Here is an 8,008-nt window from a genome sequence, read left to right on the forward strand (position 1 = left end):
TTTAGTTATTTACTAATAGTGTGAGAAATTGAATGGGCACCGCGAAGGGAATGATTCTAGTTATGGATATTAAAGGGTTTATAAATGATTTGAAAAAATCAAACATTTTCTTATATCAGAATCAAGGGAAGATAAAAATTATTGGACCTCGTGAACTAATAACAGCTGAATTAAAGGGAAAAATAAAGTTATATAAAGAAAAAATTATTATAGCTTTAAAAAATGAAGATATAGAAAAAAAGAATGAAATTCCAAAAGCGAAACAATCAGAAAATAATTGTTATACCTTATCAATGGCACAAAAAAGGATGCTTATTTTAAATAATTTGGAATCTAAAGGTACGACATATAATATTCCTTTAGTTATCAAAATCGTGGGCGATTTTCAAATGCAAGTTTTTGAGAATGCTTTTAAGGCACTAATTGATAGACATGAAGCATTAAGAACATCCTTTGTAATGATTGATGGAGAAGCAGTTCAAAAGATAGAAAAAGAAATAGATTTTAAAATTGAATATAGTGAATTAGGAGAAGATAGCGTATCAGAACGAGTGGCACGATTTATAAGACCTTTTGATTTAGAGATAGCACCGCTTCTAAGGGTAGAGATTTTACGTGTTAATCAGAATGAGCATATCATGATGCTTGATATGCATCATATTATTTCAGATGGAGTATCAATGGGCATTTTAATGAAGGAGTTAGCTGATTTAGTTAGAGAAAAAGAATTAGCGCCATTAAAAGTTCAGTATAAAGACTATTCGGAATGGCAAAAAGAATACTATAAAGGAGATAACATAAAGCAGCAGGAGGAATATTGGCTCAAGGTATTTGAGGGTGACATTCCAGTTCTGAATATGCCAACTGATTTTCCAAGACCACAAATACAAAGTAGTGAGGGAGATAGGCTTGGTTTTGAAATAGATTCTGAACTAACAAATAAACTTAAATTTCTTGCAAGGGAAAATGGAGTTACTATGTATATGCTTCTTTTAGCAGTATATAAAACGCTTCTTTCTAAATATACAAGGCAAGAGGACATAATAGTTGGTTCACCAATTGCGGGAAGAACACATGATGATTTAAAAAATACAATTGGCATGTTTGTCAATACCCTTGCAATGAGAAGTTATCCAAAAGCAGATACTAAATTCATTGATTATTTAAAACAAGTAAAAGAAAACACATTAAATGCTTATGAGAATCAAGAATATCAATTTGATACATTAGTAGAGAAACTAAATTTAAGAAAAGAAACAAGTAGAAGCGCATTATTTGATACGATGTTTGATATACAAACTCAAAATAATTTTGAGTTTAATATAAATGGAGTAACCACTGAGGTTTGCGATATTGATTTTAATGTGGCGAAATTTGATTTAAGTCTTACGGCGATAGAATATACAGATCATTTGAAATTTGATTTGCAATATTGCACAAAATTATTTAAAAAAGAAACAATCAAAAGACTTGCAGGTCATTTAGTAAATGTAATAAAGGAAATTACCAATAATCCGGGGCTTAAATTAGGAGAAATAAATTTACTTTCAGAAGAAGAAACGGAAATCATATTACACAAATTTAATGATACTATGGCTGAATTTCCTAAAAATAAGACCTTAAACCATGTATTTGAAGAGCAGGTTCTAAAAACACCAAATCATATTGCAGTTATATTTGAAGAGGAACAATTAACGTATACACAACTAAATGAAAAAGCAAATCGACTGGCAAGGTTGCTTAGAAAAAATGGTGCAAAGCCGGATACTGTAATAGGAATTATGGCGGATAAATCCCCAGAAATGATAATAGGTATATTGGCGATTTTAAAAGCTGGAGCAGCATATTTACCAATTGACCCTGAGTATCCTGAAGAAAGAATTGAATATATGCTAAAAGATAGTGAAGCAAAATTAGTTGTTAATCAGGAGCACTTACAATTCAAAGTAAGAACAGTTCCAAGTATTTTATTTAATGATGAAGAAATTAGTTCTTTAAATAAGGACAACCTAGAAAATTTAAATCATTCATCTGATTTAGCTTATTTAATATATACGTCAGGTTCTAGTGGAAAGCCTAAAGGGGTTATGACTACACATCGTAACGTTATTAACTATATTTATGCATTTTCAAAACAAATTCCTTTAAATGAAGAAGATTCTATATTACAAGTAGTTTCATTTTCATTTGATGCTTTTACGGAAGAAATATTTCCTATTTTGGCTAATTCAGGGAAATTAATCATTGGTAAAAAAATTGGTGATCTGAACATAGATGAGCTAGTTAAAAATATTGAAAAATATAATGTGACTTTAGTAAGCTGTTCACCACTGTTACTCAATGAAATTGATAAAAATAAGCATTTAATACTTAATAAAAATATGAAATTTATTAGTGGTGGAGATGTTTTAAAGTATGAATATATAAAAAATATTATTGAGATTGCCGATGTTTATAATTCATATGGTCCTACAGAAACAACTGTTTGCGCAACATATTATAAGGTCAGTTTCAATGATTGTATGGGAATGAGTGTACCTATAGGTAAACCACTAAGCAATTATAAATTATATGTTTTGGATAATAACGCTCAATTACTGCCGATAGGAATACCTGGTGAATTATATATAGGTGGAGAAGGTGTAGCGCGAGGATACAAAAATAAAAAAGAATTAACTGAAGAAAAATTCAAGTCTAATGCTTTTAGTTTAGGAGAACGGGTGTATCGGACTGGAGATTTAGTAAGATGGCTACCTGATGGAAATATTGAATTTTTAGGTAGAATAGATAATCAGGTAAAAATTCACGGTTTTAGAATTGAACTGGAAGAAATTGAATATCACTTATTAAGACAATCGAACATAAAAGAAGCTAAAGTAATTGATAAAGAGGGGATAGATGGAAACAGATATCTTTGCGCATTTATTACAGTTAATGATTTGAATGAAGAACTGAACATAGATAAAGTGAGAGAGTTGCTTGCCAAAGAGCTTCCTGGTTACATGATTCCTTTGCATTTCATAGAGGTGGAAAAATTGCCGATTACACTTAATGGAAAAGTGGATGTGAAAGCATTACCGGAACCAGATTTCAATAAATTTATAGAAGATCATTATGAAGCACCTCGAAATCTAGTAGAAGAGAAGTTGGCTTTAGTGTGGAAGGACGTTTTGGGTATAGAGAAAATTGGAATAAATCATAACTTCTTTGAAGCTGGAGGACATTCACTAAAAGCTTTTTCATTGGTATCAAAGATACACAAAGAATTAGATGTTGAAATACCATTAAAACAAATATTTAATTTTCCTACTATCAAAGGCATTGGCGAATATATAAAAGGGAAAGAAACGAGTACTTACTCAAAAATAAAGAAAGCTGAGGAAAAGCAATTTTATAATCTTTCATCGGCTCAAAAAAGGCTATATATTTTAAATCAAATAGAGGATAGTGGAATTACTTACAATCTACCAGTTGTTATACAAATGAAGGGGCGCTTTCAATTGGACACTTTTGAAAAAGCCTTTAAAGCATTAATTGATAGACATGAAGCATTAAGAACTTCTTTTGTAATGATTGATGGAGAACCAGTTCAAAAGATAGAAAAAGAAATAGATTTTAAAATTGAATATAGTGAATTAGGGAAAGAGAACGTATCAGAACGAGTGGCGCGATTCATAAGACCCTTTAATCTAGAGGTAGCTCCTCTTTTAAGGGTAGAAATCGTACAAGTTAGTCAGGATGTGCATATCATGATGCTTGATATGCATCATATTATTTCAGACGGAGTATCAATGAGCATTTTAATGAAAGAGTTAACAGATATATTTGGAGAAAAAAAATTAGCACCATTAGAAATTCAATATAAAGACTATTCGGAATGGAAAGAAAAGTTTTGTAACGGTGATAATATAAAGAAACAGGAGGAATATTGGCTTAAAGTATTTGAGGATGAGATACCAGTTCTGAATATGCCAACTGACTTTCCAAGACCACAAATACAAAGTAGCGAGGGAGATAGATTAAGTTTTGAAATAGATTCTGAACTAACAAACAAGCTTAAAATGTTTGCAAGGGAAAATGGAGTTACTATGTATATGCTACTTTTAGCAGCATATACAACGCTACTTTCGAAATATACGGGACAAGAAGACATTATAGTTGGCTCACCAACTGCAGGAAGACAACATGATGATTTAAAAAATACTATTGGTATGTTTGTTAATACTCTTGTGATGAGAAATCGTCCTAAAGCAGACAGCAGATTCATTGATTATTTGAAGAAAGTAAAAGAAAATACCTTAAATGCTTATGAAAATCAAGATTATCAATTTGATGAGTTAGTTGAAAAGCTAGCCTTAAAAAGGGATATTAGTAGAAACGCATTGTTTGATACGATGTTTTCTATTCAAAATTTAGATAATCTAGAGTTGAATATAAAAGGCTTAAAAATCGAACCGTATGACATTGATTTTAAAGCGGCAAAGTTTGATTTAAGTTTATCGGCAATTGAAAATACAAATCATATAGAATTTATTTTAGAGTATTGCACAAAATTATTTAAAAAAGAAACAATACAAAGAATTGGAAATCATGTAGTTAATATCTTAAAAGAAATTGTTAATAATCCTGAACAAAAATTAAGTGAAATAAATTTGCTTTCACAAGAAGAAAGAGAAATAATATTAAACAAGTTTAATGATACTGCTGTTGAATATCCAATAGGTACTATACACGAACTTTTTGAAGAGCAGGTTAAAAAAATACCAAATCATATAGCTGTAGTGTTCGAAGAAAAGCAGTTGACCTATGAAGAATTGAATAAAAAAGCAAATAAACTAGCTAGAACTTTGAGAGAAAAAGGTGTTGTACAAAATAGTATAGTTGCAATAATGGTGGATAGATCAGTAGAAATGCTTGTAGGAATATTGGGGGTTCTAAAAGCTGGAGGAGCATATCTGCCGATAGATCCAGAATACCCTACAGAGAGAATAGAATTTATGCTTGAGGATAGTAATGTGGACATTATTATTACCCAAGAACATCTAACGGATAAAAATGGTTCCTACGGTGAAGTAGTAAATATAAATCATATAGATATATATGATATCGATGAAGATAATTTGAATCATATTAATTCACCAGATGATTTAGTGTATATCATATATACATCAGGAACAACTGGAAACCCTAAAGGTGTGTTAGTAGAGCATAAAAATTTGGTTAATGCCCATTACACTTGGAGAGATCACTATGAATTGTCAAAGTATGAAGTGAATTTATTACAAATGGCTAGTATGTCGTTTGATGTATTTGCAGGGGACTTATGTAGAAGTTTATTAAATGGTGGGACAATGTATATAGTACCGAGTCATATCAAGCTAGAACTGGATTTATTATATAAGACAATTAAGAAGTATAAGATTAATATTTTTGAATCCACTCCAAGTCTTATTATACCTTTTATGAATTATGTATATGAAAATAATTTTGATCTCACGACATTACGATTATTAATATTAGGTTCTGATAGCTGTCCTATACATGAGTACAAAAATTTGGTTAAAAGATATGGGGAGAATATGAGAGTAATTAATAGCTATGGAGTTACAGAAGCAACTATTGATTCTAGCTATTATGAAGAAGAGTACGATTATATACCACAAATGGTAAATACTCCTATAGGAAAGCCATTAAATAACACAAAATATTATGTTTTAAACTCTTTATTAGAACCACAACCTATAGGGGTGTATGGTGAATTGTACATTGGTGGAAAAGGTCTTGCAAAAGGATACTTAAACAAGCCAGATCTTACTCATGAAAGGTTTGTTTCAAATGGCTTTATACCTGGTGAAAAAATGTATAAAACAGGAGATTTGGCAAGATGGCTTTCAGATGGAAATATTGAGTTTTTAGGAAGAATAGACAATCAAGTAAAGGTTCGAGGGTTTAGGGTAGAAATAGGAGAAATTGAAGCTAAACTATTAGGTAATCAAAATATAAATCAGGCGGTAGTAATTGATCGGAAAGATAATGCTGGTTTTACCTATTTATGTGCATACATAATAGCTAAAGAGGAGCTAACTAAAAGTGAATTAAGAGACTACTTGTCAAATTATTTACCAGATTATATGATTCCTTCATTTTTCATTCAATTAGATAAAATGCCTCTTACACCGAATGGAAAAATAGATAGAAAAGCATTGCCTCTTGTACAAGAGGGGGACCTTTCTAAGGGAACAGATTATGAAGCGCCTCGAAATGAAGTGGAAGAACATCTTGTATCAGCTTGGCAGGATGTCTTGGGTATTAAAAAAATTGGAATTAACGATAGTTTTTTTGAGGTTGGTGGAGATTCTATAAAAGCGTTACAAATAGTTTCTAAACTATCGAAAGTGAATCTTAAACTCAAAATTAAAGATTTATTTGAAAACCCGAAAATTAAAAATCTTAGTAAGTATGTAAAAAATGAATCGAGAGTAAAGAAAAACTATGAAATAATTCAGGGAAATGTTCCTTTAATGCCAATACAGAAAAGACATTTTGTATTAAACGAAGCATTAAATAATAAAGAGCTAAATCACTATAATCAATCATTTATGCTGTATAGAAAAAATGGATTTGAAGAACAGATTGTAGAAAAGGTTTTTCGTAAAATTTGTGAAAAACACGATGCTTTACGAATGATTTATAAAGAGGAAAATGGTGAAATTATTCAATATAATCGTGATTTGAATGGGGATTTCTTTGATTTATATGTCCATGATATTAAGAATCAAGATAATCAACAGGAGATAGTGGGTCAACTAGCAACAAATATACAAAAAGAAATTTCGATTACTGACGGTAAAATATTAAAACTTGGCATTTTTAGAACAAATGAGGGTGATCATTTGCTTATTACTATCCATCATCTTGTAATAGATGGAGTATCATGGCGAATATTATTCGAAGATTTCGAAATGTTATACAAACAAGCATATCTCAATGAAAAACTTGATATAGGTTTTAAAACGGATTCATTTAAGGAGTTTTCAGAAAAGTTAATGGATTATGCGGTAGGTAATAAACTTCTAAAAGAAAAAAAATATTGGGCAGACATATCTAAAATGAAAGTAGATTTTTTAGCGAAAAATGAAGAAATAGATGTGACCGATTATAAAAATAGCAAGACCTTAACCATTTCACTAAATAAGGAGAACACTCAAAAGTTATTGGGAGAAACAAACAAAACATATAATACTCAAATAAATGATATCCTTTTAGCGGCTTTGTTAGTAACAGTAAGAGATTTAACAGGAGAAAACAGGCTGAAAATTCTCATGGAAGGTCATGGAAGAGAAGAAGTCATTGAAAATATAGATGTTAGTAGAACTATTGGGTGGTTTACTACAATATACCCTGTATATTTTGATTTAGGTAAAGAAAAAGAAATTTCTATGAGTATAAAATTGGTAAAAGAGACTTTAAGAAAAATTCCTAATAACGGAATAGGATATGGGGTTTTAAAATACCTAAAAAAGGATCAAGATTTGTTAAATGATGAAACGGCACCTATATTATTTAATTATTTGGGAGAAATGAGTAAAAAAGCGACCAATGAAGAAATTTCTGCATCATGGCTATCACCTGGCGAAAGTATAGGTGGCGAAAATGCAAGAGATGCTTCTATAGAAATTAATTCAATAATTGTAGAGGATACATTAATAATAAACACTACCTTCAACGAAGGGGAATATTCTGAATTTTTAGTTGCTGATTTTAACCAAAAGTATAAAGAGAACCTTGAAATGATAATCGATCATTGTATTAATCAAACGGAATCCGAAAAAACAGCTTCCGATTATGGTTACAATAAAATGTCACTAGAAGAGCTTGATGAGTTACTAGGTGAATATGAATTCATCGATAATTAAAGCCTGCAGGCAAAACACAATCATAGCGACTACTTAATTGTACAAATCATATTTATAATTTTTGTGCCTTTTCCGACGGAAACTATTTAGGG

At 30.5% G+C, this 8,008-nt stretch carries 1 protein-coding gene; it reads left to right on the forward strand.

Annotation, left to right across the window (positions count from 1 at the left end; all coding sequences use genetic code 11):
- The first annotated feature begins 62 nt into the window (after window positions 1-62).
- Window positions 63-7,916 carry an amino acid adenylation domain-containing protein gene (locus ACTFR3_RS20630; RefSeq protein WP_440044775.1) on the forward strand — a complete coding sequence of 2,618 codons (7,854 nt, stop codon included), beginning with the start codon at window positions 63-65 and terminating at the stop codon, window positions 7,914-7,916.
- Window positions 7,917-8,008 lie beyond the last annotated feature (92 nt).

This window comes from Bacillus cereus group sp. MYBK14-1, from assembly GCF_051916885.1.
Classification (GTDB): Bacteria; Bacillota; Bacilli; order Bacillales; family Bacillaceae_G; genus Bacillus_A; species Bacillus_A cereus.

Bases quoted from the DNA above. Each gene is read 5' to 3' on its own strand.
- ACTFR3_RS20630 (WP_440044775.1), top strand. From the start codon at position 63: ATGGATATTAAAGGGTTTATAAATGATTTGAAAAAATCAAACATTTTC.